This is a genomic window from Deinococcus sp. LM3, from assembly GCF_002017875.1.
In the GTDB taxonomy this organism is placed as follows: domain Bacteria; phylum Deinococcota; class Deinococci; order Deinococcales; family Deinococcaceae; genus Deinococcus.
The window spans coordinates 2,743,385-2,768,352 of the sequence record NZ_MUFV01000001.1 but is presented as its reverse complement, the minus strand read 5'-3'; the positions used below and the strand labels follow the sequence as shown (position 1 = coordinate 2,768,352).

The following is a 24,968-nucleotide window of genomic DNA, read 5'->3' as shown; positions in this document are numbered from 1 at the left end:
GTCCGTATGACCCCGGCGCGCTGTTCACCCTGGGGGCCGCTGCGGAACGCCGCGCGGCCCCCTGATGTTGCCGTGCGCCTCCGAAGGTCAACGATTGATGGAGGGCCAGACCGCCAGAACCCCGGTATCGCCGGGGCCGGGCGCCTATGCTGCGGGCCAGATGCGGCGTGGCGGGTGGGGATGGGCGGATGGGGTGCGGGGTGTCCTGATCCTTCTGGCACTGCTGGGTGGCCGGGTCGGGGCGGCCGAGTTGCCGCTGTGGCTGGGGCCGGCGCGTCCGGCAGTGGTGGCGGGGTGGCCTCCGGCGGGTGCGGGCGGAGCCTGCGGCGAACCGGCCGGGCCGCTGGAGCGGGCATTGTGGGAGGCGGTCCGCACGCCGGGCGGATCGGACCTGTCGTGCGGGAACGCGTTCGTGGAGTTCCTGCGCACGCCCCGTGACCTGAACACGCCGGTGGACGCCTTCGACCGGATCGCGCAGCAGGTGGTCGGGGCGCGCTCGGAGGTGCTGCTGACCTCCATGGAGTGGCGGGGCGGGCCGGGAATGCCCGGCTGGACCTTCGCGCGGGCCGTGCGGGACCTGCACGCGCGGGTGCAGGCCGCTCCGGGCGAGTACCCGCAGGGCGTGTCGGTGCGGGTGCTGCTGGGCGGCTACCCGGACCCGCTGGACCCGGACGGGACCGGGCCGGCGCGGGCGCTGGTGCGCGACCTGCGGGCGCTGGGCGTGCCGTTACGGGACGCGGCGCTGGGCTGGCAGGTGTCGGTCCTGAATTTCCGGTTCCTGCCGCACAGTCACGTGAAACTGCATGTGATCGACGGGCAGGATCTGACGGTGGCGGGCTTCAATTTCTCGCCGTGGCACCTGCCGGCGGGCGGGCCGGAATCGTTGCCGCAGGCGCGGTCCCTGCACGACCTGGGCCTGCGGCTGCGGGGGCCGGTCGCGCAGGCGGGCGTGGCGGCCTTCGATGACCTGTGGCGGCACTCGTGGCAGTTGCGCTGCCCGCCGCTGGTCGCACCGGACGCCGTGAACGCCGCGTGCGTGCGGGGCGAGGCGGAGCCGGTGTCGCACCCGTCGGCGGCGCAGCAGGCGGTCCGGGCGGGCGAGGCGCGGGCGTTCCTGCTGTACCGGCGGCCCGGCGGGGAGGATCAGGCGGACCGGGCGCAACTGGCGTTGATCGGCGCGGCGCAGGAGTCACTGGATCTGATGCAGGCGGATTTCGGGACGTCGCTGACGTGCTGGTTCGCGTTCCTGCGGCCCGATCCGTGCCAAGCGGAGGATCAACCGCCGTACTTCGGGGCGGTGCTCGCGGCGCTGGAGCGGGGCGTGCGCGTGCGGCTGCTGCTGGTGGATTACGGGGTGGGGGCCGTGCCGAACCGCTCGGCGGTGGCCCTGCTGCGCCGCGAGTTGCGGCGGCGCGGCCTGGAGGACCGGTTCGAGGCGCGCTACACGACGTTCGCCCTGCACACCAAGGCGCTGGTCGTGGACGGATCGGTGGTCGTGGCGGGCAGCATCAACTTTCATTTCAGTGCGTGGGGGCCGTGGGGACTGGCCGAGGCGGCCCTGGCGACCTCGGATGCGGGGGCGGTGGCGGCGCAGAGCGTGTCGTTCGCGGAGGCGTGGCGCACGTCGAGCCGCCCAGTGCCGGACGAGTGGTGGCTGGGCCGCGTTCCGGCCGGCGCACCCTGACCGGGCCGGGAGGCTGCCGGGGGCACGGTCTGCGCGGCAGGCGGGCATTACACTGTCGGGCATGACGTCGTTCGTTCCTTCCGTCTCCTGTGCCCTTCCGGTGGTCGCGCGTGGTTGAGCGCCTTCACCTTGCCAAGCCGCGCGGCTTCTGCGCGGGGGTCGTCATGGCGATTCAGGCGGTCGAGAAGGCCGCACAGACCGAATCCAGGCCGGTGACGGTGTACCACTCCATCGTGCATAACCACACGGTCGTGGACCGCCTTCAGGCCGGGTACGGCGTGCATTTCGTGGAGGACCTCGACGGCGTGGACGCCCTTCCGCAGGGCGGCGAGACGGTCGTGTTCAGCGCGCACGGCATCAGCCCGGCGGTACGCGAGCGGGCGCGGGCGCTGGGACTGGCGACCATCGACGCGACCTGCCCGCTGGTCACCAAGGTGCACACCGAGGCCAAAAAGTACGCCCGTGAGGGCTTCACGATCCTGCTGATCGGGGACAGTGCCCGGCATCAGGAGGTCATCGGCACGCAGGGCGAGGCGCCCGAGAACACCATCCTGGTGGGCGTGCTCGGCAAGACCGGCGAGGGCCTGCACGACCCGCATACGGTGCAGGTGCCGAACCCGCAGAAGCTGGTGGTGCTGACCCAGACGACCCTGAGTGTGGACGACACGCGCCGCACCGTGGACATCCTGCGTGGGCGCTTCCCGGCGCTGGTGGTGCCGCCCAGCGAGGACCTGTGTTACGCCACCAAGAACCGCCAGGACGCCGTGAAGGCCATCGCGCCGCAGGTGGACCTGTTCCTGGTGCTGACCAGCACGCACTCCAGCAACGGCATGCGCCTGCTGGAACTCGCGGAGGCCGAGTGCGGGCGTTCCGTGCGCTTGGAGACGGCGGCGGACCTCGCGGGTGTGGACTTTGCGGGCGTGCGCTCGGTGGGGATCACCAGCGCGGCCAGCACGCCGGACGATCTGGTGCAGGCGGTCGTGGCGCACTTCCGGGCGCTGAACCCGGCGCTGGAGGTCATCGAGGAGGGCGAGTGGGAGAACATCGAGTTCCGCGAGCCGAAGAAGATCCTGCCCACCCAGGCGCTGCCCCGCACCCAGCAGTGAGGAGCGCGGGTGGGCAGTGACTGGCAACTGAACGTCCCGGCACTGCTGGATTTCCTGTTCCGGGTCTTCGTGGCGTGGCAGGTCGTGTGGGGGCTGGTGGCGTTCGTGGCGGTGTGGCGCGACAAGCAACTGGCGCAGGCCCGCGAGGGCCGCCTGCCGGAGGCGACGCTGCACCGCTTCGAGCGGCTGGGCGGCTGGGCCGGGTCGTGGGCGGCCCAGCAGGTCTTCCGGCACAAGACCCGCAAGGTGGCGTACCAGCGGGTCTTCCGGCGCATCTGCCTGTGGTGGGCCGTCGCGTGGGCGGCGCTGCTGGCGCTGGTCGTCTGGATCTGAGCCGTCTCCACTCTCCCCTATCAATTGAAAATCATTTGACCTTCATTCCTGTCACGCGCTAGGATGCGCCGCATGATAGTAGTGAAGGTCGGCGGAAGCGCCGGAATCGATTACGACGCCGTCTGCGCGGACCTCGCCCGGCGCTGGAAAGCCGGAGAGCAACTGATCCTCGTCCACGGCGGCAGCGGCGAAACCAACCGCGTCGCTGAGGCCCTGGGCCACCCCCCCCGCTTCGTCACCAGCCCCAGCGGGTACACCAGCCGCTTCACGGACCGCCAGACCCTCGAAATCTTCGAGATGGTGTACTGCGGCAAGATGAACAAGGGCATCGTGGAACGCCTGCAACGCCTCGGCGTGAACGCCGTCGGCCTGTCCGGCCTCGACGGCCGCATCTTCGAGGGCCGCCACAAGGACTCCGTGCGGATCGTCGAGGACGGCAAGACGAAGATCCTGCGCGGCGACCACACCGGCACCGTCGAGAAAGTGAACACCGGCCTGATCGACCTGCTGCTGGCGGGCGGCTACCTGCCGGTTCTCACGCCCCCCGCCAGTTCCTACGAGGGTGTGGCCATCAACGTGGACGGTGACCGCGCCGCCGCCGCGCTGGCCGTCGCCCTGAAAGCCGACGCGCTGCTGCTGCTCTCGAACGTGCCGGGCCTGCTGCGCGCCTTCCCCGACGAGAGCAGCCTGATCCGCGAGATTCCCGCCGCCGACGTGGAAAGCTACCTGGAATTCGCGCAGGACCGCATGAAGAAGAAGGTTCTGGGCGCTGCCGAGGCCGTGCAGGGCGGCGTGAAACGCGTGATCTTCGGAGACGCCCGCGCCGGGGAGCCCATCAGCGCCGCGCTCGCCGGGGCCGGCACCGTCGTCTCGTAGTACCGTCTCTCGTAGACCGGATTTCTCCCATAGCACCCTCTCCCGCCTGGGCGGGCGGGGGTGCTATGCTTCCCAGCCGATGTTGACCCCGGCTGAACTCCTGGAATTCCTGAACGTCAGAGGCGGCTGCGAGCACCGCGTGACCGCCCTGCTGCGTGCCGGACGCGGCAGGAAAGCCAGTGTCCGCGAACTCGGCGAGTACCGCCTGACCGCGCGCGGCGAACAGGTCCAGGCGACCGGTCCCAGCGGCCAGACCCGTCACCTGACCCACGACGAATTCCACGCGGTGTTCGGATCGTACGTGTTCACGCCCGCCCAGGCGACCGGCGTGATGACCGACCTCGGCCCGCTGTTCGGTTAGGTCTGTTCGGCTGACGCAGGCCGAACGCCTTCAGGACGCAGGGACCCCGGCGGCGATTACCCTGTTCCCATGACGCTCCCCACCCTCCGGCAGACTGCGATCCGGCAACTGGTTCAGGCCATCACCGATGGCCCCAGCGGTTACCGGAAGGCGCGGGAACTTGCGGAATTGTTCGCGGGTCTGGGGGGTGACTTCGAGCGGTTGAGGGACGAGTCCAGGATCAGGTACACGGCGCGCGTGATCGAGGAAACGCAGCGGCGCGGGCAGTTTGAACTGCTGCTGCGCACGGTGCTGGAAGCCGATGCGGCCGAGGAAACGCGCGCCGCCCTGCGACAGGTGTTCAACGAGATCCTCGCGCCTTACGGCTGGACTCTCACGCAGGACACGGGTTCGGCAATCACAGGTTCGGCGATCACACTGCGCCCACTGGTCATTCCCTGGAAGCCCCTGACCCCCGATATCCTGGGCGTGCCCGACTTTCAGCATGTCTTCCTGACGGATGACGAACGCACCCTGCTCCGGGAGAGGTGGGTGGAGGCCGTGGCACTCCAGCAGGCGGGCCTGTCGCGCCCGATGTTCCTGGGCCTGGGCGCCATTCTGGAGCACGTGCTCATGGCCTGCGCCCAGTCTTATCCTGACAGGGCGCACGCCGCCCCACGGCACCTGGGGAACGTCCGGGAGTGGCGGCTCGACGTCCTGCTGGCCGTCGCCCGCGATCAGGGGTGGATCACGCCCACCGTCCTGGACTTTCCCTACCGCCTCCGGCACTACCGGGACTACATCACCCCCGCCCATGAATTGAGGGAAGGGGACTTCCTGAACGACGCCCTGATCAGTGACGCCTGGCGCACCGTCAGACGGACTCTGGACGAGCTTCACGACCGGACGCGCACCCTTCCACTTCAGGCCAGGGGGACGCAGAAACCGCGTTCAACCGGGTTCATCTGAACGCCACGCGTGACCGGCAGAGGTCAGCCTCTCGTCCTGGGAACAGGGCACCCGGACCCCGTTGAGACGATGTGGCCCGAGCGCGACTTTACTGGCTGTTGCTGGGGAAGCTGAAGGCGCTGAGGGTCACGTCGACGGTGCGGGTCTTCCCGGCGCGCTGCACGGTGAGTTTCACGCGGTCGCCGATGCGTTTGCCGATGATGGCGCGGCGCAGGTCGTCGCCCTCGCCGATGGGCTGGCCGTCCACGGCGGTGATGATGTCTCCGTCGGTGCTCAGGGTGTCCGCGCCGCCCTGCGTTGCGGCCTGCGGGGTGTTCAGTTCCAGCCCTGCGGTCGTGCCGCCCTGCAGTCCGGCGGCGGCGGCGGGACTGTCCGGCGCGACCTCCTGAATCAGCGCGCCCTGGGCGGGGAGCCCCGCCTGTTTGCGCTGCTGCTCGCTCAGGACGCTCAGGTCCGTGAACTGCACGCCCAGGGTGGGGGTCTGGATCACGCCGCCGTTGCCGGCCTGGAGTTGCGGGAGGAGTTTCTTGACGGTGTTCACGGGAATCGCGAAGCCCACCCCGGCGCTCTGGCCGCTGCCGCCGGTCAGGATCTGGGTGTTCACGCCGATGACCTGCCCGGCGCTGTCCAGCAGCGGGCCGCCGCTGTTGCCGGGGTTGATGGCGGCGTCGGTCTGGATGACGTTCTGCTGCACGCCGCGCGTGCCGACCGGCACCGTGCGTTCCAGGCTGCTGATGATCCCCTCGGACACGCTGAAGTCCAGGCCGAAGGGGGCGCCCATCGCGACGGCCTTCAGGCCCACGTCCAGGTTGTCGCTGTCGCCCAGCGGGATGGGTCGGGCGGCCCCGGCGGGCAGTCCCTCGGCGCGGATCAGGGCCAGGTCGAAGTCGGGGGCGCGGGCCACGACTTTCGCCGTGTACTCGGTGTCGTCGCCGTGCAGGCGGACGGTGATCTCGCTGGCACCCTCCACGACGTGGTTGTTGGTGATGATGTCGCCACTGTCCGTCACGAAGAAGCCGCTGCCGGTACCGGTCTGCTCCTGCCCGCTGCCGTCGTCGGGGAGCGCGAACGGGAACTGCTGTTGCAGACGCTGACGCAGTTGCGCCTGGGCGCTGTCCTCGCTGCTCTCCTTGACGCTCACGAACACCAGTCCGTCCTGGCGGTCCTTGACGACCTGCACGGTGTTCGCCTCGGATTCCGTGCGGGCGCGGCCTCCGTCATAGGTGCTGCTGGCGGCGGGCACCATCTGCCCCTGCGCGCCACTGCCGGCAGTGAGGTTGGTGTCCGGCGCGGTCTGCGTGGCGGCCGACGTGGTGGCCGACACCGTAACTGGGGCCGTGCGGGTGTTCAGTTCGTAACCGACCAGCCCACCGACAGCGAGGGTTCCGGTCAGAGCCAGGATGGACAGGGAGCGTTTCATGGGTGGCATTCTGCCGGGCGGCGGTTACAGGCCGGTTAAAAAAGACACGGCACGCCCCCAGGACAGGGGTGGCACGCCAGAGGCCGCCAGTCCGGGTGGACGGCGGCCTCTGCGGGGTGTCCGGCACGGGGCCGGGATGCGGGGTTACTTCTTGCGTTTGCCGGCGGGTTTCTTGCCACCACCTGCGGTGGTGCGTTCCTTGGCGTCACGCATGAAGGAACGGAGCTTGGCCTCGAACTGAGGGCTCTGCCGTCCGATGGCACGGGGGCGGGGCACCTCCTCGGGCTCCTCGAGCAGTTCCTTGATCGAAAGGTCGAGTCGGCCCCGCTCGTCACGGCCCAGCACCTTCACTTCCACGTTCTCGCCTTCGCGGACGTGGTCGTGAATGTTGCGCACGAACGAGTGGGCGATCTGCGAGATGTGCACGAGGCCCGTCTCGCCGTTCTCGAACTGAATGAACGCGCCGAAGTCGGTCACGCGCGTTACGCGGCCCTCCACGACCGCGCCGGAATCAAGCTGCACCAAAGGTGTTCTCCTTGAAAAGCATGAGGCTCATGGTACACCATCCCCCGCACCCGTGCGCCGCACCCGCCCCAACCCCACGCGCGAACGTGAAGAAACCCTGCGCCCGCTCCTCAGAAAGCCCGCGCTGCACAGTCCCGGCGCGGCGGCGCTGAACCCGGTGCAGCGCGGCACTCTGCCCGCCTGACCGGGGTCGGCGATGCTCTAGATTGAGCCTCATGAAGTTGCGCGGCACGCTTGGCGGCATGAACCTCCTGCTCGAACCCGGTGACACGGCCGACTCGGTCCACGAGTCCCTCGCCGTGCGCGCCGACCTGCTGGGCACCCACGTGACCCTGGAAGTGCAGGGGGACGCCGACCCGCAGGCCCTGGAAGTCGCACTGGCCCACATCCGCGCGGCAGGCGGCACGCCGGGCCGGATCCGCGCGCCGCGCGTGACCGTCACCGCCCCCGCGCCCGCCCCGGAAGCCCGGCCTCCCCTGCCACCCGCGCGGACCGTGATCGTCCCGAACACCCTGCGCGCCGGGTTTCGCGGCGAGTATCCGGGCAGCGTGATCGTGCTGGGCGACGTGAACCCCGGCGCGGAGATCGTGGCAGGCGGCGACGTGATCGTGATCGGCGCCCTGCGCGGCGTGGCGCACGCCGGCAGCGGCGGACACAGCGACGCCATCGTATGGGCGCGGCCCATCGCCAGCACCCAGATCCGCATCGGTGACGCCGTCGCCCGCGCACCCGAAGGCAGCAGCCTGAACAACATGCGCCACCGCGACGAACAACCCACCGCCGAGATCGCCCGCCTGAACGCAGGAGTCATCCAGATCGACACGCAGAAGTAGGCGGATGGTTGATGGTTGATGGTTGATGGTTGATGGTTGATGGTTGATGGTTGATGGTTGATGGTTGATGGTTGATGGTTGATGGTTGATGGTTGATGGTTGATGGTTGATGGTTGATGGTTGATGGTTGATGGTTGATGGTCAACATCGTGTGCGCGGTCCGGCCGGCCATGTCAAGGCCTCCCGCTCCCCACAACCCGCTCCCCACAACCCACTTCCCTCCTACACCGCCGGGAAGCGCACGCCGCCGAGTTCGCGGTTCAGTTCGGAGGCCAGGGACAGCAGGCGGCCGTCCTGTCCGGCGGGCGCGACCAGCAGTGTGCCGCCGGGGGTGTCGGTGCCGGGGGGCGTGACGGGCAGGGCGAGGCTGGGGTAACCGGCCTTGGCGGCCAGGCCGCAGCCGTGAATGCCGGGGAAGATCAGGATGTCCAGGCCGCGCGCGAACAGCTGGTCGAAACCGCGCGTGCGGGTCAGGTCCAGGTCGCGGGTGCGGGCGCGGCGGTAGTTGGCCTCGCTGGCGTCGCCGCGGGTGCCCTGCGCGGCGTGCAGGAGGGTCTGGCCGTAGCGCAGCAGGCGTTCCGGGTCGCGGTCGTTCGCGTCGATGACGTCCTGGAGGCTGCGGGGGCCGTGCGTGACCCCGGCGAGGTAGGCGTTCAGGTCGCCCTTGAATTCGTATTCGAGGACTTCGAGGTTCCAGCCGCTGGCGTTCAGTTCCTGGCGGGTGGGGAAGGTCACGTCCAGGCGGGTGACGTTCAGGGCGTCCAGGCGGGCGCACAGGTGGTCCAGGGTGGCCTGTTCGGCGGGGGTGGCGTGCGGTTCGTCGCGGATGATGCCCACGTGCGCGCGGCCGAGCACGCCGTCCCGGAGGCGCAGGTCCGGGACGGGGCGGCGGCGGCTGGTCTCGTCGTGCGGGTCCGGGCCAGCGATGACGGCCAGGATCAGGGCGGCGTCGCGGGCGCTGCGGGTGATGGGGCCAGCGGTATCCTGGCTGTGGCTGATGGGGACCACGCCGGTGCGCGGCACGAGGCCCAGGGTGGGTTTCAGGCCGATCACGCCGTTCTGGTGGGCGGGACTGACGATGCTGCCGCTGGTCTCGGTGCCGATGGCGGCGGCGCACAGGCGCGCGGCGACGGCCACGCCGCTGCCGCTGCTGCTGCCGCCGGTGTCCAGGGTGTCTCCCCAGGGGTTGAGGGTCTGCCCGCCGGCGCTGGAGTAGCCGTTGCTCATGCCGACGGTCATGAAGTTCGCCCATTCGGTCATGTTCGCCTTGCCCAGAATAACGGCCCCGGCGGCCCGCAGGCGCGCGACCAGCGGGGCGTCCTGGGTGGGGACGTGCTCCAGCAGCAGGCGGCTTCCGGCCGTGGTGGGCAGGCCCGCCACGTCGATGTTGTCCTTGATCAGGACGGGCACGCCGTGCAGCGGGCCGCGCCGGGTCTCGCTCAGGGCGTCCAGGGCGTCGGCGCTGCGCTGGGCGTCCGGGTTGACGGTGATCACGGCGTGCAGGTGGGGGTTCAGGGCGTGCAGGCGGGTCAGGTAGGTGCGGGTGACCTCGCTGGCGGTCAGGTCGCCGCGCCGGGTGGCGGCGGCCAGGGAGCAGGCGTCCAGATCGAGGATCGGGTCGGGCATGGTCAGGGTCACGCCCTGTACTGTACCCACGTCTATCGGCCCGGAGGGTAGGTTGGGACGCGGTGCGGTAGCCTCGGGCGCATGAGTGAACGCCCCGACCGCCTGACTGTCGCCTTCCAGGGGAACCCCGGTTCCTACGGCGAGATCGCCGCCCTGAACGCTCTGGGTGAGGGCCGTGACATCGAGTCGCGCGGGTACCCGACCTTCCATGAGGTCGCGCGGGCCGTGGAGGCGGGTGAGGCGGAGTTCGGGGTGCTGCCGGTCGAGAACAGCCTGATGGGCGCCATTCACCAGTCCATCGACCTGCTGAGCGAGACGGACCTTCACGTGACGGGCGAGGTGATCGTGCGGGTGTCTCACTGCCTGATGGCGCTGCCGGGCGTGGCGCTGGAGGACATCCGGCGCGTGGCGAGTCAGCAGCCGGCGCTGGATCAGTGCACGGTGCTGATCCGCAAGCACGGCTGGCAGCCGGTCGCGGCGCACGACACGGCCGGGAGTGCCAAGAACCTCGCGCAGAGCGGCGAGCGGGACCTCGCCGCGATTGCCAGCAGCCGCGCGGCGGAACTGTACGGCCTGAACATCCTGCAATGCGAGATCGAGGACGAACCGTTCAACTTCACGCGGTTCATGATCCTGTCGCGCGCCGAGCCCGCGCCGAGCGACGCGCCGCACAAGACGAGTCTGGTGTTCGCGGTGCGGCACACGCCGGGCTTCCTGGTCGAGACGCTGAACGAGCTGCGCGGCCTGAACCTGAGCCGCATCGAGAGCCGCCCGCGCCGGGACCGCGCCTGGAGTTACCTGATGTACGTGGATATCGAGGGGGACGCCCGTGATCCGCGTGTGGCGCAGGCGCTGGCGGGGGTGCTGCGCAAGGCGAGTTACGCCAAGATCATCGGGTCTTACCCGGCGGCGCAGGGCACCGTCGGGTAACAGAGCACAGTCGGGTAAAAGGGCACGGGCGGGTCATGGCGGGCCGGTATCGCCCCCACGTCAGCGCGGCCGGGCGGGAGGCGCGGGCCTGTCCACTCCACCCCCCTTTTGCTGGCGTGGGCGTGCGCTATGCTGCCCGCATCGTGCCCGCCGGGCGCGGTCATCCAGAGTCGCCGGAGGGGATTTTCTGCCCTGTGATGGCGAGGCAACCGGCCCTCATTGCGGCAACGGTGCTTTCAGAAGAGACCCGCGTGGGTGCGCTGACGATGGCGCGAGCGGGGACGATGGCCCAGGAGCGGCGCAGCAATCGCGCACAACGACTTTCGAGGCCGCCACCGGGCGGCTTTTTGCTTGACAGGGGTGGACCATGAGCACGGATATTCGCGCCGAGGCGCGCAGACGCATCTTGATTCTGGACGGAGCGTGGGGCACGCAGCTTCAGCAGGCGGGCCTGACCGAGGCTGACTTCCGCTGGGACGGGGCGGACCCCCTGCGGATGTACCGGGGGAACTTCGACCTGCTGCAACTGACCAGACCCGACGTGATCCGCGCCGTGCACCGCGCGTACTTCAAGGCGGGGGCGGACATCGCCAGCACGAACACCTTCAACTCCACGACGATCAGTCAGGCGGACTACGGCACGGAAGCCCTGGCGTACGAGATGAACGTGCAGGGCGCGCGACTGGCCCGCGAGGTCGCCGACGAGTTCACGGCCCGCGACGGGAGACCGCGCTGGGTGGCGGGGAGCATCGGGCCGACGAACCGCACCGCGACCCTCTCGCCGGACGTGGAACGCCCGGAGTTCCGCAACGTCACCTACGACGATCTGGTGGCGGCGTACACCGAGGCCGCCGAGGGCCTGATCGAGGGCGGAGCCGACCTGCTGCTGCTCGAAACGGTGTTCGACACGCTGAACGCCAAGGCGGCGCTGTTCGCCTGTGAGGAGGCCTTCGCCCGCACCGGAAAGACGCTGCCGGTGATGCTATCCGGGACGATCACGGACGCGTCCGGGCGCACGCTGAGCGGGCAGACGCCGGAAGCCTTCGCGATCAGCACCGGGCACGCGAACCTGTTCAGCCTGGGCCTGAACTGCGCGCTGGGCGCGGACCTGCTGCGCCCCCACCTGCGCGAGATCGCCGCGAACACGGACGCGCTGGTGTCCGTCCACCCGAACGCGGGCCTGCCGAACGCCTTCGGGGAGTACGACGAGACGCCGGAGCAGACGGCCGCCGTGCTGGGCGAGTTCGCCCGTTCGGGCCTGGTGAACATCGTGGGTGGGTGCTGCGGCACCACGCCCGAACACATCCGCGCGATTGCCGGGGCGGTGCAGGGCGTGCCGCCGCGCGTGGCTCCCGAGCAACCCGCCGTGCTGCGCCTGAGCGGCCTGGAACCCCTGAACGTCACGCCGGAACTGAACTTCGTGAACGTGGGTGAACGGACGAACGTGACCGGCAGCCCCAAGTTCGCCAAGGCGATCCTGGCCGGCGACTACGACGCGGGCCTGAAGATCGCGCGGCAGCAGGTCGAGAACGGCGCGCAGATCGTGGACGTGAACTTCGACGAGGGCATGCTGGACGGCGAGGCGGCCATGGTGAAGTTCCTGAACCTGCTGGCGGGCGAGCCCGACATCAGCCGCGTGCCGCTGATGCTCGACAGCTCCAAGTGGGAAATTCTGGAGGCGGGCCTCAAGCGCGTGCAGGGCAAGGCGGTCGTGAACTCGATTTCCCTCAAGGACGGCGAGGAGAAGTTCCTGGAACGCGCCCGCCTGTTGCGTCGTTACGGGGCAGCGGCGGTCGTCATGGCCTTCGACGAGCAGGGGCAGGCGGACAACCTGGAGCGGCGCATCGAGATCACCTCCCGCGCCTACCGCCTGCTGACCGAGAACGTGGGGTTCCCGCCGCAGGACATCATCTTCGACCCGAACGTGCTGACTGTCGCGACCGGCATCGAGGAGCACGACCGTTACGCCATCGACTTCATCGAGGCGACCCGCTGGATAAAGGCGAACCTGCCGGGCGCGCTGGTGTCGGGTGGGATCAGCAACGTGTCGTTCTCCTTCCGGGGGAACAACCACGTGCGCGAGGCGATGCACGCCGTGTTCCTGTACCACGCGATCCGCGCGGGGCTGGACATGGGCATCGTGAACGCCGGGATGCTCGCCGTGTACGAGGACATCGACCCCGAACTGCGGGACGCCGTGGAGGACGTGATCCTGGCCCGCCGGACGGACGCCACCGAACGCCTGCTGGAACTCGCCGACCGCTACAAGGGCATCAAGCGCGAGGTCGGCGCGGGCAGCCCGTGGCGTGACCTGCCGGTGCAGGAGCGCCTGAAGCACGCGCTGGTGCAGGGCATCGCGGACTTCGTGGACGCGGACGCCGAGGAGGCGTACCAGGAACTCGGCTCGCCGCTGCTGGTCATCGAGGGGCCGCTGATGGACGGCATGAACGTGGTCGGCGACCTGTTCGGGGCCGGGAAGATGTTCCTCCCACAGGTCGTGAAATCCGCCCGCGTGATGAAACGCGCCGTGGCGTACCTCACGCCGTACATGGAAGCGGAAAAGCAGGAGGCCGGCGGCAAGGGCAAGGTGCTCATGGCGACCGTGAAGGGCGACGTGCACGACATCGGCAAGAACATCGTCGGGGTGGTGCTCGCCTGCAACGGCTATCAGGTGACCGACCTGGGCGTGATGGTGCCCACCGACAAGATTCTCGACGAGGCCATGCGCATCGGCGCGGACGTGATCGGCCTGAGCGGCCTGATCACCCCCAGCCTGGATGAGATGGTCACCGTGGCCCGCGAGATGACGCGCCGGGGCATGACGCAGCCGCTGCTGATCGGCGGCGCGACCACCAGCCGCGCCCACACCGCCGTGAAGATCGACCCGGCGTACCCCGGCCCGGTCGTGCACGTGCTGGACGCCAGCCGCGCCGTGACGACCACCGCCGACCTGCTGGCCGACCCGCGCGGCGTGCAGGAACGCGTGCGCGAGGAGTACGACGCCCTGCGTGAGCGGCACGGCGAACGCACCATCCGCCTGATTCCCATCGAGGCCGCCCGCGAGCGCGCCCCGATCCTCTCCCCCACCGTGCCCCCCGCGCCGCGTGAGCCGGGCCGGCAGGTCATCGAGCAGCCCATCGCGGAACTGCTGGACTTCATCGACTGGACGCCGTTCTTCATCGCGTGGGAGATGAAGGGCATCTACCCGAACATCCTGACCGACCCCCTGCGCGGCGAGGAAGCCCGCAAGCTGTTCGCAGACGCGCAGGCCCTGCTGCACCGCGCCATCGACGAGAACCTCCTGACCGCGCGCGGAGTGATCGGCCTGTGGCCCGCCACGCGCGACGGCGACGACATTGTGGTTGAGAGTGAAAAGTTGATGGTTGATGGAAACGACCAACAACCATCAACTGTCAACCATCAACCTTCTACCATCCTCCACACCCTGCGCCAGCAGCGCGAGCAGAACACCCCGAACGTGGCCCTGGCGGACTTCGTCGCGCCGCACGGCGATCACATCGGGGCGTTCGCGGTCGCCATTCACGGCGCGGACGAACTGGCCCGCGCGTTCGAGGCCGAGCACGACGATTACAACTCCATTCTGGTGAAGGCGGTCGCCGACCGGCTGGCCGAGGCCTTCGCGGAGAAACTGCACCGCGACGTCCGCACGCGGCACTGGGGTTACGCGCCGGACGAGACGCTGGGCAACGACGACCTGATCCGCGAACGGTACGACGGCATCCGCCCCGCGCCCGGCTACCCCGCGCAGCCTGACCACACCGAGAAACGCACCCTGTTCCGGTTGCTGAACGCGCAGGAGATCGGCCTGGAACTGACCGAGTCGTGCGCCATGTGGCCCGCCGCGGCCGTGTCCGGCTTCTACTTTGCGCACCCGGACGCGCGGTACTTCGCGGTCGGCCGGATCGGCCGCGATCAGGTGCAGGACTACGCCCGGCGCAAGGGCATGCCGCTGGACGAGGCGGAACGCTGGCTGGGACCGATCCTGGCGTATGACCCTGCGGGTGTTGATGGTGAACAGTTGAAAGTTGATGGTCGGAATCCATCAACCATCAACCATCAACCATCCCCCGCCGCCAGAGGCCGCCCGTGACCCGCGTGTCCGTGGAGCTCGTGCCCCGTTCGCGCAGCGGCCTGCGGGCCGAGATCGCGCAGGTGGTGGCGGCGCTGCCGGGCGTGGACACCGTGAACATTCCCGACCTGACGCGCTACTCGCTGCGCTCGTGGCTGGGCTGCGCGTTCGCCCGGCCCGCGTACCGGGCAGTGCCGCACCTGCGGGCCGTGGATTTCAACCCGCGTGAGCCGTTGCCGTTCCTGGGTACGCTGGATCAGTACGGCATCACCGAGGTCCTGGTCGTGACGGGCGACGCGCCGGCCGACATGAGCGCGCGGGTGTACGACCAGGACGCCGTGGACCTGATCCGCCGCCTGCGCCGCGAGGCCCCGCACCTGACGGTCTATGCGGGCCTGGACCCGTACCGGCAGTCGTTCGCGCGGGAACGCGATTACCTGGAACGCAAGCTGGATGCGGGCGCGGCCGGGTTCTTCACGCAGCCGTTCTTCGACCTGCGGGTCATGGACGCCTACAGCGACCTGATCCCGGACGGCGCGCAGATGTGGTGGGGCGCCACCAGCATCCTGACCGAAAGCAGCCTGAACTACTGGCGGGCACGCAACCACGCCGTGTTCCCCCGCAGTTTCGCGCCCACCCTGGAGTGCAACCGCGCCTTCGCCGCTGACCTGCTGACCTTCGCGCGGGAACGCGGCCAGCACGCGTACTTCATGCCCGTGAAGGTGGACGTGCAGGCGTACCTGGAAGGGATTCTCTGAGCAACCCATCCTCCGGCTGAAGCTAGACAGTAGATCAGCGGCCTGAACCGTCCCGCACAGCCACTTACCGCCGACTGCCACCGGCCGTCGTGCGCGAAGCGCGCGGGCCTTGCGAGGGGGCGGAGGATGGCGTCGAGGCCGGACACGTTACCGGACACAGCAACCCCGCCGCAGAAGTAGAACCTCTTGCCGAGCGCAGCGACCGCTCCCCCTGCCCCCCTGGGGTAGGGGGCTGGGGGGTGGGGCCACAAACGAAAAGAGCCTCCCCAACCATCCGGGAAGGCTCCTATCGGGAAGCTTCAGCTGTTGTCGATGACCACCGTGAAGGTCCGGCTGATCTTGCCGTTGGCGGGGACGTCCACGCGCAGGTTCGCGGTTCCCTGGTTCTTGACGGGGGCGCTGGTGTCGATGATGATGACGCGCCCGCCGATGCGTTCGGTGACCTCGGCGCGCACGGCGCGGTCCTTGCTGCTCTCGAAGGCGTAGGTGACCTTGTAGGTGGTCTTGGTGACGTTGCCCTTGGCGTCCTTGACCTGCGCGGTCTGGGCGGCGCTGCGGGTGTATTCGATGTCGGGGTCTTCGCCCAGGGAGAAGTCGATGGTGCCGCCCTTGCGGGTGTCGGGGAGGGTGGTCTGGCCGACGAGGCGGCCGTCTTCGCGGACGGTGAGGGGTCCGGCGGGGAGGCGCTGGTCGGCTTCCAGGCGGTAGGAGCGGTTGAGGGTGCCGGTGCGGGTGTCGGTGCCGAAGTAGGTGTCGAGTCCGGCGTAACGTTCGAACTTGGTAAGTTTGGGCGTCAGGAACGGCAGGGTGATGACGGAGTTGGCGGGCAGCGTGAAGGGGGTGGTCAGGTCGTAGCGGGTCAGGCCGCGCAGTTCGCCCTGGCTCTGGATCTTGGGGGCGGGGGCGGCGGCAGTGGGGACGGCGCGCATGACCATGTCGGCGGCGAATCCGGCAGCTTCGGCCTGGGGGTTGGCCTGCACGGTGACGTCTCCGGCGTACAGTTCGGTGTTCTGCACGTCGTAGGCGAGGTCGGTGCTGTTGCGCAGGTCGGCCAGGGCGGTCAGGTTCGCTCCGGCGCTGCTGGCGTTCAGGGTGTAGCGGGGGCTCCAGGTGACGGCGCGGGTCAGGTACGTCAGGGTGCCGGTTCCGGCGCGGGGCAGGGTGTAGGTCAGGGTCTGGCTGGGGCTCTGGGGGTTCAGGGGGGGCGCGGCGCTGAAGGACAGGTCCTCGAAGCGCACGTTGAAGAACCGGCCCTGGGCGTCCCTGACGAGCAGGTCGCGGGCGCGGACGAGGGTGACGGGTTCGGTGGTCTCGCCGCGGCGCAGGAATACGGTCTGGCCCTCGAGGCCGCTCAGCCAGTTGCTCTGGAGGGTCTGGGCGGCGCTGGTGAACGGCAGGCCTTCGAGGTCGAGGCTGCCGGGCAGCACGCTTTCCCAGGCGGACTGGGGCAGGGTGACGTTGAGGCTGGTGCCGGTGGCGGTGACGGGCTGGCGGACCTCGGTGAAGCTGGGGTAGATGCGCAGGTCGGTGGCTCCGGCGCTGCCGAGGGCGAGGGCGGCGGCGAGGGCGGGCAGGACGGCCGGGAACACTTTGGTCATGCCTGCATGGTGACCCGGCCCTCATTATGAGATGTGAGAGGTCCGGTCAGAAATGCGACAGAAAACCCGCCGCCCCTGGGGTGGGGTGGCGGGCTGTTCGTCTGCTCGGGACGCTTAGAGAATGTCGTCGCGGATGCAGGCCTTGAAGTGGCCGGGGCTGACTTCACGCAGTTCCGGAACGATGTTCGCGCAGTCGGCGATCGCGTAGCGGCAACGGGTGCGGAACACGCAGCCGCTGGGCGGGTTGATCGGGCTGGGAATGTCGCCTTCCAGGATGATGCGCTGGCGTTTGATGGTCGGGTCCGGCACGGGCGCGGCCGACAGGAGCGCCTCGGTGTAGGGGTGCTTGGGGTTGGTGTTCAGCTGGCGGCTGGGCGCGATTTCCATCACGCGGCCCAGGTACATCACGATGATGCGGTCGCAGATGTACTCGACGACCGCGAGGTCGTGCGCGATGAACAGCACGGTCAGGCCCAGTTCTTCCTGCAGGTCCTGCAGGAGGTTCACGACCTGCGCCTGGATGGACACGTCGAGCGCGGAGACGGGTTCGTCGGCCACGATGAACGCGGGGTCCACGGCGAGGGCGCGGGCGATCCCGATGCGCTGGCGCTGGCCGCCGCTGAACTCGTGCGGGTAGCGGCGCATGTGCTCGGGGCGCAGGCCGACCTTCTGGAGCAGTTCGGCAATGCGGTCGATGCGGCCCTTGCCGGGGTGCAGGTTGTGGATCTGCATGGCCTCGCCGATGATGTCGGACACCGTCATGCGGGGGTTCAGGCTGGCGAAGGGATCCTGGAAGATGATCTGCATCTCGCGGCGGTAGTCACGCATCTGCCCCTTGGACAGTTTGGTGATGTCGGTGCCGTTGAACAGCACCTGTCCGCCGGTCGGTTCGATCAGGCGCAGGATGGCGCGTCCGGCGGTGGTCTTGCCGGAGCCGGACTCACCCACCAGACCGACCACTTCGCCGCGGCCGATCTTGAAGGACACGTCGTTGACGGCCTTGACGTTCCCGACCACGCGGGACAGCAGGCCGCCGCGAATGGGGAAGTACTTCTCGAGGTTGTTCACTTCCAGCAGGGTGTCGCCGGTGGCGGGCATGCTGCGGCGGGTCTGTGCGGTGGTGGCGGTCATGCAGTCACCTCGTTCTGGGCCTGCGCGAAGTCACGCCAGCGGATGCAACGGGACATGTGACCGTGGCCGGTGTCCTCGAGGGCCGGGACGGCCTTGGAGCAGTCGGGCACGGCGAACTTGCAGCGCGGCTCGAAGGCGCAGCCGGGCGGCAGGTTCAGGGGGTTGGGGACGTTGCCGGGAATGGCTTCCAGGCGGCCCTTGGGCTGGCCGGGCTCGTGCGCCTCGCCGGGGCGGGGAATGGAGTTCAGCAGGCCCATGGTGTAGGGGTGACGGGGTGCCTTGAAGATCTCGACGACGTCGCCTTCCTCGACCACGCGGCCGCCGTACATGACGACCACGCGGTCGGCCATCTCGGCCACCACGCCCAGGTTGTGCGTGATGAACAGGATGCTCATGCCCACGTCCTGCTGCAGTTTGCGCATCAGGTCCAGAATCTGCGCCTGGATGGTCACGTCGAGCGCGGTGGTGGGCTCGTCGGCGATCAGCAGGGCGGGCTTGCAGCTCAGGGCCATGGCGATCATGACGCGCTGACGCATCCCGCCGGACATCTGGTGCGGGTACTCGTTCACGCGTTTTTCCGGGGCGGGGATGCCCACGAAGCGCAGCATGTCGGTGGCGACGCCCATGGCCTCTTTCTTGTTCTTGCCCTGGTGCAGCATGACGGCCTCGGCGATCTGGTCACCGACGGTGTAGACCGGGTTGAGGCTGGTCATGGGTTCCTGGAAGATCATGCTGATGTCGTTGCCACGAATCTTGCGCATGTCGGCTTCGCTCAGGTTCACGATGTCCTTCTGCACGCCGTCCTTGCCAGTGAACAGAATCTCGCCTTCCACGATCTTGCCGGGCGGGGTGGGAATCAGGCGCATGACGGACAGGCTGGTGACGCTCTTGCCCGAGCCGGATTCGCCCACGACGGCCAGCGTCTCGCCCTTGTTGATGTGGAAGGTCACGCCGTCCACGCTCTTGACGACACCGTCGTCGGTACTGAAGTACGTCTTGAGACCGTTCACGGCCAGCAGGACTTCACCCTGATGGGTCATGGTTCCTCCGATTTAAACACGTAGCGCATCATACAACCGTTCCGTCGCGCCGGGTCGGGGCTGATGGGTGGGTGTGGCCAGGGAATCCGGCCACACGGGGCGGCGCACCTGCTGGGGGTCATAAGGATTCCGTTTGTTTCGCCAACAATCCGGAACTTCACCGGATTGCCGGCTCCACGTCCGGAATCCGTTTTACTCCCACTCGCTTCGCTTGGATTGAATGGGCTTTGCATCCCATTCAATCGGAGTCCGTATCAGGAACGTTTTCTGGGGTCGAAGGCGTCGCGCAGCCCGTCGCCGAGCAGCTGGAAGCACATGACGGTGAACACGATGAAGAAGCCGGGGATCAGCACCCAGGGGCGGGTGTTCAGGCTGCTCAGGCCGCCGTCCTGCGCCTGCTTGAGCAGGCTGCCCCACGAGGCGTAGGGTTCGACCGCGCCGATACCCAGGAAGCTCAGGCCGGACTCGGTGAGGATGGTGGCGGGAATGGCGAGCGAGGTGGTCACGATGACGTAGGTGGTCATGGTAGGCAGCATGTGCCGGACCATGATGCGGTTGTCGCTGGCGCCCAGGCTCCGGGCGGCCGACACGAAGTCCTGTTCGCGCACGCTGAGCAGCTGTCCGCGCGTGACGCGGGCCAGGCCGCCCCAGTTGATGAACGCCAGGATGCCCAGGATCACGTACAGCGCCAGGATGGGGTTGATCTCCTTGGGGAACACCGAGCGCAGCAGGATCAGCAGGAACAGCGTGGGGATGGAGGCCAGCACCTCGACGAGGCGCATGATGACCGTGTCCACGAACCCGCCGAAGTACGCGGCCATGGCGCCCATGAACAGGCCGATCAGGGTGCTGATCAGCACGGCGGCCACGCCGATGGTCAGGCTGATCTGCGAGGCGTACAGGGTGCGGCTGAGCAGGTCGCGGCCCAGGTCCTCGCCGCCCATCAGGTAGACCTTGCAGTCGGGTTGCCCGGTGCCGAACAGGTGCAGGTTGCCGGGGAACAGGCCCAGGATGCGGTAGCTGTCGCCGCGCACGCCGAAGTAGATGGGGCATTTTTCGGTGCTGGGCTTGAACTCGTTCACGAAGGTCTCCATGTTCAGCTGCTGGGTGTACTTGAACACGAAGGGACGCCCGAACGCGCCGGTTTCCGGGTCGCGGAAACTGACGGGGGTGGGCGGGTGGAAGCGGGTGATGTTGCTGGTCGAGTAGTTCGACAGGCCGTCCGGGGCCAGGAACGGCGCGAAGATCGCCATCAGGTACAGCAGGATGATCATGGTCCCGCCGACCTGCGCGAGGCGGTTCTTGCGGAACTGCCCCCACGCGACGGACAGCTGGGACTGAGAACGGACCGGGGCCTTGACGGGGGTGGAGGTGGGAACGGTGGTCACGCGGGTCACCCGACCTTGATGCGCGGGTCGACGACCGCGAGGAGAATGTCGCTCAGGGCGTTGCCGATGACCAGCAGGACGGTGCCGAGGACCGTGAAGCCGGCGATCAGGTACAGGTCCTGGGTGTTGATGGCGTCGAGGATCATGGGCGTGATGCCGGGGTACGCGAACACGACCTCGGTCAGGCCGGCGCCGCTGATGGCGGCCGGCAGCAGGCCGCCGATGCCGGCCACGATGGGCAGGATGGCGTTGCGGAAGGTGTGCTTCCAGATGGCGGTGCGTTCACTGACGCCCTTGGCGCGGGCGGTGCGGATGTAGTCCGAGCGCATGACTTCCAGCATCAGGCCGCGGATGACGCGGGTCAGGCCGGCGGCGTCGCTGATCGCCAGGACCAGCGCGGGAATCAGCAGGTGCTTGAGTACGTCCCAGACCTTCTCCAGCGGGGCCATGGCGTCGAAGCCGTTACTGGTCATGCCGTTGATGGGAATGTCCCAGCCGGTCGCGTTGCGGACCTGCAGGATGAAGTAGATGACGATCAATGCCAGGAAGAAGCTGGGGAAGCCCAGCAGGAAGTACAGAACCACGTTCACGGCCTTGTCGCCCAGTGAGTTCTGGCGCACGGCGCCGAACACGCCCAGCGGAATGGCGATGGCGTAGAAGAAGATCAGGTTCAGCAGCACCAGCCACAGCGAGTTCAGGACGCGGGGAATGGCAACATCAAGCACGGGCTGCTGGTACTGGAAAGACAGTCCGAAGTTGAGGTTGAAGATCATGTTCTTCATCCACAGCAGGTACTGTTCGATGGGGTGGCGGTCCAGCCCGAAGTTGCTTTCCAGCGCGGCGATCTGCTCGGGGCTGATGTTCGGGTTGAGCTTGGCGGGGGTCAGGAAGTCACCGGGGGCGAGCTGAATCACGAAGAAGATCAGCAGGCTGGCCAGGAACAGGGTGGGAATGGACTGCACTACGCGGCGCAGCAGGAATGGGATCATGCGGGTACTCCGTGGGCGTCATGGGTGTGGGGGGCAGTCCGCGCGGGCGGACCACCCCCCGTGGGAGCAGAGAATCGGCTCTGGGGCTTACTTGACGAAGGTCAGCGGGAAGTAGCGGTGACCGTAGTAGGCGTCCATCATGTTGGCCGTGAACTCGCCGCCCAGGCGCTCGTTGTACGCCACGTGGTAGTTGCCGCCCACGAGGTAGATGACGGGCTGCAGTTCGCCCTCGACCTTCATGAGCTGCCCGCCGATGGCGCGGCGCTTGGCGTCGTTCAGTTCGGCGTCACCCTGGTAGTACAGCTTGGTCATCAGCTGTTCCTGGCTGGTGGCGCACTTGCCGTCGGTGGGGTTGTTGTAGGAGTGCAGGTTGGTGCCGCAGGGCACGACGTTGCTGCCGAAGCTCCAGATGTTGCTGCCGCCGCTCAGGCCCAGCAGGATGGCGTCGAAGGGACGGTTCTCGCCCTTGGAGGTCAGCTGGCTGACCAGGGTGTTGAAGTCGATGGGGGTGAAGTTGACCTTCACGCCGACCTTCTTGGCCTCGTCGGCGAAGATGCGGCCGAGCTGCTCGCGGACGGTGTTGCCGGCGTTGGTGCTCAGGTTGAATTCCAGGACCTTACCGGCCTTGTCGACCAGGAAGCCCTGGGCGTTCTTCTTGGTGTAGCCCAGCTGGCCGAGCAGTCGGCTGGCCTCGGCGAGGTTGTACTTGTAGGTGGGTGCGCCGGCCGACAGGCCCGCGTCGATCTGCTGCTTGAAGATCGGGTAGGTGCTGAAGTACGTCTCGCTGCCCAGGCCGCCCAGGGCGAGCTGAACCATCGCCTGACGGTTGGCGATGTGGCTCATGGCGCGGCGGAAGCGCACGTCACGGAACAGCTTCTGCTTGGCGGGGTCGCTGGCCTTGTTCCAGTTGAAGGTGATCCACTGGCTGGTGGCCTGGGGGCTCACGTTGGCCTTCAGGAAGGCTTTCAGGTTACCGGCGTCGATGGCCTTCTTGGTCTGGGCCAGGTCGTCGGCGTTGCGCATGGCGACCGTGTCGAGCTGACCGGCCAGGAAGGCGGCGAGCGCGGCGTTGGCGTCGGCGACGATGCGCACGGAGAGGTTGTTCAGGTAGGGCAGTTCCTGGCCGCGGCCGTCCTTGTTCCAGTCGCCCCAGTTGTTGTTCTTCTTGAACACGGCGCGCTCGCCGGCGCGGTAGCTCTCGAGTACCCAGGCGCCGGGGCTGACGATCTGGCTGGGGGGCGTGGCGAGGGTCCACATCTTCTTGATGGCCTCGGCACCGCCTTCGCGGTAGGCCTTGCCGAACACGTGGTCGGGCCAGGGAGCGTAGCTCATGATGCTCAGGGCGCTGGCGCTGGGCTGCGGGAAGTCGAACTGCAGGGTGTAGGTGTCGAGCTTCTTGACCGTGATGGGCTTGCCGATCAGGAAGAAGGTGTCGCGGCTGTTGCTGCCGACCTTGTCGTCGGTGTGGATCTTCCAGGTGGTGATCCAGTCGTCGGCAGTGATGGCCTGACCGTCGCTGAACTTCATGCCCTGGCGGATCTTGACCACGAAGCGCTTGTTGTTGTTGCTGACCACGGGCGCGCTGGCGGCCATGTAGGGGATGAACTCGTCGTTGCGGGGATCCTGGAAGAACAGGCCGGCGCTGTCCTCAGTCATACGCTGGGTAATGCTGTCGGCTTCCGAGCTGGTGAAGGGGTTGAAGGTCTTGAAGTCGCTGATGGCGGACAGACGCAGTTCGCCGCCACGCTTGTTGGCGGTGTTCTGTTCGCCGGTCCAGGCGGCAGGCCAGACGAAGGCGCTCTGGGCGGCGGCGTTGCCGACGGTCAGGGCAAGGGCAAGGGTCAGAACTTTCTTCATGGGGTCCTCCGGGTGGTTCTGGAAAACGGCAACGATCCGGCAGGGGCCGTGGTCGTCGCGTTGGGTTGAATGGGTTTCCAGCTCAGTCAATATATGGACTGGCCTAGTTCAGGTCAAGAAAAACACAAATCCCAGACACTGTTTCTCATGATTCTGTGCCCGAACCGCCTGATGAACTGGCAGTCAACCTGAGAACAGCCTCATGAAGTTGCATCTGCAAGGTGGGGGGCTCATCGCCAGCATTCAGGCCGACACAGAGCTGACGAACAGCTGCCAGCAGGCCTCGCCACCGCTATCCGGCTGGATGCATAAAGATCCAGCCCTGGAGCCGTTTTACTGGCCCCACGGTCAACTGCCCGACTGAGGCAGTCTTGTTCGTCCTGATATACGGGACGTCAATATTCCTCATGAGGCGGGTCGCCGTCAGGGTCAGAACGACAGACCGACGTACAACCGAGCCGGGTGCCGACAGCAGAAACGCCGGGAAGCACCCACAGGGCCCCCGGCGTTCCGGCCGCCGTCAGGCAGCCGTCATCCTCAGCGCGAGACGAACCCGATCAGCAGCGCCAGCAGCATGAACAGCCCGCCCAGCACGCTGGTGATCCGCACCAGACCCCCCTCGACACCACGCCCGCCCAGCAGCGAACCGCCGGACGCCATGCTGGCCGACAGACCCGCCTGCTTGGGCACCTGCAGAAGAACGAAGAACACCAGCGCCACGCACACCAGCGCGAACAGAACAACAAACAGGTTCAGAATCATGATTGACCTCGGAAGTCGGCGGTCCCGGAACGCATGATCATGCACGCGCGCCAGCCACCGGTCTGAACGCAGTGTATCAGGCGCGGCCCACCCCTCCCCCGCCCCGGGCAGGAATCAGCGGCGCTTCAGTTTGCGGTACCCGCGCCGCACGCCATGATCGGGCCGCACCCCGTCGGCGATCAGGTGCAGCCACTGACTCAGGTAGTACCCCACCCCGAACGGCGCGAGCACCTCGGCACTCAGCTGCGGCACGGGCGGCAGGGTCAGGTCCGGCAGCACGAAGCGCAGCAACCCCACCACCAGCGCGATCAGCACCCCCAGGTACGCCAGCCGTGTCAGTGGCCCCAGAATCCAGGTGTGAGACAGCCCCCGGTGACTGAACATCATGCCGTACGGCACCCACAGGAACCCCAGCAGCCCCCAGTGGCGTTTGCTGTCCACGCGGCCCTCGGCCAGATCCAGGTCCGGCGAGAGCAGGAACGTCCCGGCCGCGAAGGCCAGCGTGAAATTCAGACCCTGGGCCGGCGTGACGCTCAGCAGGTCCTGCCGGGTGGCGACCAGCGCCCCCGCCGCCAGCACGCTGTACGCCGCGATATTGATGAGGTTGTGAACACGTCCGCTTGGCACGCGCGCCATTGTGCCACCCTTTTGCGCTGCCCTTGCCCGGCGCAGCGAAACGGAACGGCCCCCCCGGAACCCCCGACCGGGGGCAG

General features: G+C 68.1%; 23 protein-coding genes. 12 read left to right on the top strand and 11 right to left on the bottom strand.

Annotation, left to right across the window (positions count from 1 at the left end; all coding sequences use genetic code 11):
* Positions 1–193 precede the first annotated feature (193 nt).
* The 6 genes from BXU09_RS13020 (at position 194) to BXU09_RS12995 (ending at position 5,308) form a co-directional block, all read left to right on the top strand.
* Positions 194–1,684, top strand: coding sequence for a phospholipase D-like domain-containing protein (locus BXU09_RS13020; RefSeq protein WP_240501236.1), 1,491 nt, complete (start codon positions 194–196; stop codon positions 1,682–1,684).
* A gap of 110 nt (positions 1,685–1,794) precedes the next feature.
* Positions 1,795–2,790: a 4-hydroxy-3-methylbut-2-enyl diphosphate reductase gene (ispH, locus tag BXU09_RS13015; RefSeq protein WP_078305018.1), complete on the top strand. Its 996-nt coding sequence runs from the start codon at positions 1,795–1,797 to the stop codon at positions 2,788–2,790.
* A 9-nt stretch (positions 2,791–2,799) separates the two neighbouring features.
* On the top strand, positions 2,800–3,123 hold the full coding sequence (locus BXU09_RS13010; protein ID WP_078303754.1) for a DUF1294 domain-containing protein: 324 nt from the start codon (positions 2,800–2,802) through the stop codon (positions 3,121–3,123).
* Positions 3,124–3,195: 72 nt separating this feature from the next.
* The gene (locus BXU09_RS13005) at positions 3,196–3,999 is read left to right on the top strand and encodes a [LysW]-aminoadipate kinase (RefSeq protein WP_078305017.1); all 804 of its coding nucleotides are present in this window, start codon (positions 3,196–3,198) and stop codon (positions 3,997–3,999) included.
* Between the two features lie 79 nt (positions 4,000–4,078).
* Positions 4,079–4,360 carry a hypothetical protein gene (locus BXU09_RS13000; RefSeq protein WP_055362661.1) on the top strand — a complete coding sequence of 94 codons (282 nt, stop codon included), beginning with the start codon at positions 4,079–4,081 and terminating at the stop codon, positions 4,358–4,360.
* A 69-nt stretch (positions 4,361–4,429) separates the two neighbouring features.
* Positions 4,430–5,308, top strand: a complete 879-nt coding sequence (locus BXU09_RS12995; RefSeq protein ID WP_078303749.1) for a hypothetical protein — start codon at positions 4,430–4,432, stop codon at positions 5,306–5,308.
* An 88-nt stretch (positions 5,309–5,396) separates the two neighbouring features.
* Here BXU09_RS12995 and BXU09_RS12990 read toward each other — a convergent pair whose 3' ends face one another.
* Both BXU09_RS12990 and BXU09_RS12985 read right to left on the bottom strand, forming a co-directional pair.
* On the bottom strand, positions 5,397–6,728 hold the full coding sequence (locus BXU09_RS12990; protein ID WP_078303744.1) for a trypsin-like peptidase domain-containing protein: 1,332 nt from the start codon (positions 6,726–6,728) through the stop codon (positions 5,397–5,399).
* A 144-nt stretch (positions 6,729–6,872) separates the two neighbouring features.
* A complete protein-coding gene (locus tag BXU09_RS12985; protein ID WP_055362658.1) occupies positions 6,873–7,253 on the bottom strand; it encodes a S1 RNA-binding domain-containing protein in 381 nt (126 codons plus the stop codon).
* Positions 7,254–7,305: 52 nt separating this feature from the next.
* On the opposite strand from BXU09_RS12985, the gene BXU09_RS21950 reads away from it, so the two are divergent.
* Both BXU09_RS21950 and BXU09_RS12980 read left to right on the top strand, forming a co-directional pair.
* Positions 7,306–7,437, top strand: a complete 132-nt coding sequence (locus tag BXU09_RS21950; RefSeq protein ID WP_274540272.1) for a hypothetical protein — start codon at positions 7,306–7,308, stop codon at positions 7,435–7,437.
* A 31-nt stretch (positions 7,438–7,468) separates the two neighbouring features.
* Positions 7,469–8,086 (top strand): septum site-determining protein MinC, encoded by a 618-nt coding sequence (locus tag BXU09_RS12980; RefSeq protein WP_078303735.1) that lies wholly within the window; start codon positions 7,469–7,471, stop codon positions 8,084–8,086.
* A 222-nt stretch (positions 8,087–8,308) separates the two neighbouring features.
* On the opposite strand, the gene BXU09_RS12970 is transcribed toward BXU09_RS12980, so the two are convergent.
* Positions 8,309–9,724: an amidase family protein gene (locus BXU09_RS12970; RefSeq protein WP_240501234.1), complete on the bottom strand. Its 1,416-nt coding sequence runs from the start codon at positions 9,722–9,724 to the stop codon at positions 8,309–8,311.
* 69 nt (positions 9,725–9,793) lie between these two features.
* On the opposite strand from BXU09_RS12970, the gene BXU09_RS12965 reads away from it, so the two are divergent.
* From BXU09_RS12965 to BXU09_RS12955, 3 genes are all read left to right on the top strand, one after another.
* Positions 9,794–10,642 carry a prephenate dehydratase gene (locus BXU09_RS12965; protein ID WP_078303723.1) on the top strand — a complete coding sequence of 283 codons (849 nt, stop codon included), beginning with the start codon at positions 9,794–9,796 and terminating at the stop codon, positions 10,640–10,642.
* Positions 10,643–11,009: 367 nt separating this feature from the next.
* Positions 11,010–14,753, top strand: coding sequence for a methionine synthase (gene metH, locus BXU09_RS12960; RefSeq protein ID WP_078303719.1), 3,744 nt, complete (start codon positions 11,010–11,012; stop codon positions 14,751–14,753).
* Complete coding sequence (locus tag BXU09_RS12955) at positions 14,750–15,490, top strand: methylenetetrahydrofolate reductase (protein WP_078303707.1); 741 nt, start codon at positions 14,750–14,752, stop codon at positions 15,488–15,490. Before metH ends, BXU09_RS12955 begins: the two co-directional genes overlap by 4 nt.
* A 299-nt stretch (positions 15,491–15,789) precedes the next feature.
* On the opposite strand, the gene BXU09_RS12950 is transcribed toward BXU09_RS12955, so the two are convergent.
* The 6 genes from BXU09_RS12950 to BXU09_RS12925 all read right to left on the bottom strand — a co-directional run bounded on the left by BXU09_RS12950 (position 15,790) and on the right by BXU09_RS12925 (position 23,493).
* Positions 15,790–17,088, bottom strand: a complete 1,299-nt coding sequence (locus tag BXU09_RS12950; protein ID WP_078303691.1) for a DUF4139 domain-containing protein — start codon at positions 17,086–17,088, stop codon at positions 15,790–15,792.
* Positions 17,089–17,202: 114 nt separating this feature from the next.
* Positions 17,203–18,219, bottom strand: a complete 1,017-nt coding sequence (locus BXU09_RS12945) for an oligopeptide/dipeptide ABC transporter ATP-binding protein (protein ID WP_078303670.1) — start codon at positions 18,217–18,219, stop codon at positions 17,203–17,205.
* On the bottom strand, positions 18,216–19,259 hold the full coding sequence (locus tag BXU09_RS12940) for an ABC transporter ATP-binding protein (protein WP_055362879.1): 1,044 nt from the start codon (positions 19,257–19,259) through the stop codon (positions 18,216–18,218). The genes BXU09_RS12945 and BXU09_RS12940 overlap by 4 nt, the downstream gene beginning before the upstream one ends.
* A 254-nt stretch (positions 19,260–19,513) precedes the next feature.
* Positions 19,514–20,647, bottom strand: a complete 1,134-nt coding sequence (locus BXU09_RS12935) for an ABC transporter permease (protein WP_078305015.1) — start codon at positions 20,645–20,647, stop codon at positions 19,514–19,516.
* A 5-nt stretch (positions 20,648–20,652) separates the two neighbouring features.
* Positions 20,653–21,636 carry an ABC transporter permease gene (locus tag BXU09_RS12930; RefSeq protein ID WP_078303648.1) on the bottom strand — a complete coding sequence of 328 codons (984 nt, stop codon included), beginning with the start codon at positions 21,634–21,636 and terminating at the stop codon, positions 20,653–20,655.
* Between the two features lie 87 nt (positions 21,637–21,723).
* Positions 21,724–23,493 (bottom strand): ABC transporter substrate-binding protein, encoded by a 1,770-nt coding sequence (locus BXU09_RS12925; protein WP_078303632.1) that lies wholly within the window; start codon positions 23,491–23,493, stop codon positions 21,724–21,726.
* A gap of 202 nt (positions 23,494–23,695) precedes the next feature.
* On the opposite strand from BXU09_RS12925, the gene BXU09_RS20965 reads away from it, so the two are divergent.
* On the top strand, positions 23,696–23,857 hold the full coding sequence (locus BXU09_RS20965; RefSeq protein WP_168174592.1) for a hypothetical protein: 162 nt from the start codon (positions 23,696–23,698) through the stop codon (positions 23,855–23,857).
* 173 nt (positions 23,858–24,030) lie between these two features.
* Here BXU09_RS20965 and secG read toward each other — a convergent pair whose 3' ends face one another.
* A complete protein-coding gene (gene secG / locus BXU09_RS12920) occupies positions 24,031–24,255 on the bottom strand; it encodes a preprotein translocase subunit SecG (protein ID WP_055362877.1) in 225 nt (74 codons plus the stop codon).
* A gap of 114 nt (positions 24,256–24,369) precedes the next feature.
* On the bottom strand, positions 24,370–24,891 hold the full coding sequence (locus BXU09_RS12915; RefSeq protein WP_078303605.1) for a metal-binding protein: 522 nt from the start codon (positions 24,889–24,891) through the stop codon (positions 24,370–24,372).
* Positions 24,892–24,968: the final 77 nt, after the last annotated feature.

Coding starts and splice junctions, on each gene's coding strand:
- BXU09_RS12950 (WP_078303691.1), bottom strand. CDS start 17,088: ATGACCAAAGTGTTCCCGGCCGTCCTGCCCGCCCTCGCCGCCGCCCTC.
- BXU09_RS12945 (WP_078303670.1), bottom strand. CDS start 18,219: ATGACCGCCACCACCGCACAGACCCGCCGCAGCATGCCCGCCACCGGC.
- BXU09_RS13005 (WP_078305017.1), top strand. CDS start 3,196: ATGATAGTAGTGAAGGTCGGCGGAAGCGCCGGAATCGATTACGACGCC.
- BXU09_RS12990 (WP_078303744.1), bottom strand. CDS start 6,728: ATGAAACGCTCCCTGTCCATCCTGGCTCTGACCGGAACCCTCGCTGTC.
- BXU09_RS12930 (WP_078303648.1), bottom strand. CDS start 21,636: ATGATCCCATTCCTGCTGCGCCGCGTAGTGCAGTCCATTCCCACCCTG.
- BXU09_RS20965 (WP_168174592.1), top strand. CDS start 23,696: ATGAAGTTGCATCTGCAAGGTGGGGGGCTCATCGCCAGCATTCAGGCC.
- BXU09_RS12915 (WP_078303605.1), bottom strand. CDS start 24,891: ATGGCGCGCGTGCCAAGCGGACGTGTTCACAACCTCATCAATATCGCG.
- BXU09_RS13000 (WP_055362661.1), top strand. CDS start 4,079: ATGTTGACCCCGGCTGAACTCCTGGAATTCCTGAACGTCAGAGGCGGC.
- BXU09_RS12980 (WP_078303735.1), top strand. CDS start 7,469: ATGAAGTTGCGCGGCACGCTTGGCGGCATGAACCTCCTGCTCGAACCC.
- BXU09_RS12995 (WP_078303749.1), top strand. CDS start 4,430: ATGACGCTCCCCACCCTCCGGCAGACTGCGATCCGGCAACTGGTTCAG.
- BXU09_RS12965 (WP_078303723.1), top strand. CDS start 9,794: ATGAGTGAACGCCCCGACCGCCTGACTGTCGCCTTCCAGGGGAACCCC.
- metH (WP_078303719.1), top strand. CDS start 11,010: ATGAGCACGGATATTCGCGCCGAGGCGCGCAGACGCATCTTGATTCTG.
- BXU09_RS12940 (WP_055362879.1), bottom strand. CDS start 19,259: ATGACCCATCAGGGTGAAGTCCTGCTGGCCGTGAACGGTCTCAAGACG.
- BXU09_RS12925 (WP_078303632.1), bottom strand. CDS start 23,493: ATGAAGAAAGTTCTGACCCTTGCCCTTGCCCTGACCGTCGGCAACGCC.
- secG (WP_055362877.1), bottom strand. CDS start 24,255: ATGATTCTGAACCTGTTTGTTGTTCTGTTCGCGCTGGTGTGCGTGGCG.